1 protein-coding gene and 1 pseudogene are annotated in these 1741 nt (G+C 60.9%); both read right to left on the bottom strand.

Annotated features, from left to right (window positions below):
* Positions 1–2: 2 nt before the first annotated feature.
* Entirely contained in the window at positions 3–866 is an 864-nt protein-coding gene (gene istB, locus QJT78_RS50885; protein ID WP_011090918.1) for an IS21-like element helper ATPase IstB, read from the bottom strand.
* Positions 866–1741 (bottom strand): annotated as a pseudogene (locus tag QJT78_RS50880) (IS21 family transposase); the annotation flags it as partial. The pseudogene QJT78_RS50880 and the gene istB, both read right to left, overlap by 1 nt.

Genomic DNA, 1741 nt, shown 5'->3' with positions numbered 1-1741 from the left:
TGTCAATCGGCTTGCAAATTTGACCCTTCATCGGCGTCCAATTTTGACCCCTTTCCGCGGCGGGGTTTGCTGGTAGCGCTGGTCTCGTCGGAGCTGGCCGGGATAGCGGAGGCGAGACGAGCGCGGGTGGCGTGATCGTCGTCTCGGCTTTTGAACCGCCAGCTATCGTTGCCGGTCTCGACGATGTCGCAGTGATGGGTCAATCGGTCGAGCAACGCTGTGGTCATTTTGGCGTCGCCGAACACGCTGGGCCATTCGCCGAATGCGAGATTGGTGGTCACGATGACGGAGGCGCGCTCATAGAGCCGGCTGACGAGGTGGAAGAGAAGCTGGCCACCGGACTGGGCGAAGGGCAAATAGCCGAGTTCGTCCAGCACGATGAAGTCCATCCGGGTCAGATGCTCGGCAAGCCGTCCCTGCCGTCCATTGCGGGTCTCGGTCTCGAGGCGGTTGACGAGGTCGACCACGTTGAAGAAGCGGCCGCGGGCACCAGATCGGATGCAGCTTCTTGCGATGGCAATGGCCAGGTGGGTTTTGCCTGTGCCGGTGCCGCCGACCAGCACGACGTTGCGCTGTTGGGCGACGAAGCCGCCGCCAGCAAGATCATTGACGAGCGTCTGATTGATCGGCGTGCCGTCGAACTGGAAGTCGGCAATGTCCTTGGCAAGCGGCAGCTTGGCAATGGTGAGCTGGTATTTGATAGATCTGGCTTGCTTCTCGTTGATCTCGGCGGAGAGTAGATCGCCAACGATGCGCTGGGGTTCATGCTGACGTTTGACGGCAGTTGCCATGATCTCGTCGAAGGCAGCCTTCATGCCATAGAGCTTGAGCTCGCCCATGAGGTCGAAGATTTGAGTTCGTTCCATCAGTTGGTCCTCCGAAGGTTGTCGTAGCGGGCACAATCGGCGATTGGTGCATGACGGAGCGTCAGGGCGGCTGGCGTCATGATGTTGGCCGGCGGGGCTGGCTCACGTTGACGGGCCAGGATGTTGAGCACCACATCGGCGGAATGAACGCTGTGACTGAGCGCTTCGGCACAGGCCGCTTCCACCGCAGGCAGACCGTCAGTCAGCACCGCGTTGAGGATGTCGACCATCTGCCGATTGCCATCGTCGATGCTGGCAAGCTTGCGCCGGATCCGCTCGATCGCGGCCGGCAGCACCCAGTCCTTGAAGGGAGCGCCGTTGCGTAAGGCGCCGGGTTTGCGGGCGAGCACCGGCACATAATGCCAAGGGTCGTAGACGGTATCGCCGCGGCCAAAGGATCGCTGATGCTCGGCAACGATACGTCCATCCTGGCGGATCACGATGCGATCGGCATAGGCTTGAACCTCGACCGGTCGTCCGACTGCACTGGCTGCGACCGAGTACTTGTTGTTGTCGAAGCGCACCAGGCAGGTCTTCGAGACCGACGCCGTCACCGCATGGAAGCCGTCAAATCGCCCTGCATAGGGAACGAGCCTAGGGCGTTCGACTTCGAACACGTCCCAGATCGTCTGATCGACCAGTTCCGGATGGCGATGAGCCTTGGCGTAGGTGATGCATTTGTCGAGCAGCCAGGCGTTTAACTCGTCGAGGTTTTTGAACCGCAGACGCGGCGTGAAGAAGCGTTCCCTGACCAGCCCGACCTGGTTCTCAACCTGCCCCTTCTCCCAGCCAGACGCCGGCGTGCAGGCGACTGGATCGACCAGATAGTGGCTGCACATCTGCAAAAACCGGCGATTGTAAAGACGCCCTTTACC

The organism is Bradyrhizobium sp. Mp27, assembly GCF_029953005.1.
Taxonomy (GTDB): Bacteria; Pseudomonadota; Alphaproteobacteria; order Rhizobiales; family Xanthobacteraceae; genus Bradyrhizobium; species Bradyrhizobium barranii.
Note: the sequence above shows the minus strand (reverse complement) of the source record. Positions and strands in the feature narration are given on the sequence as shown.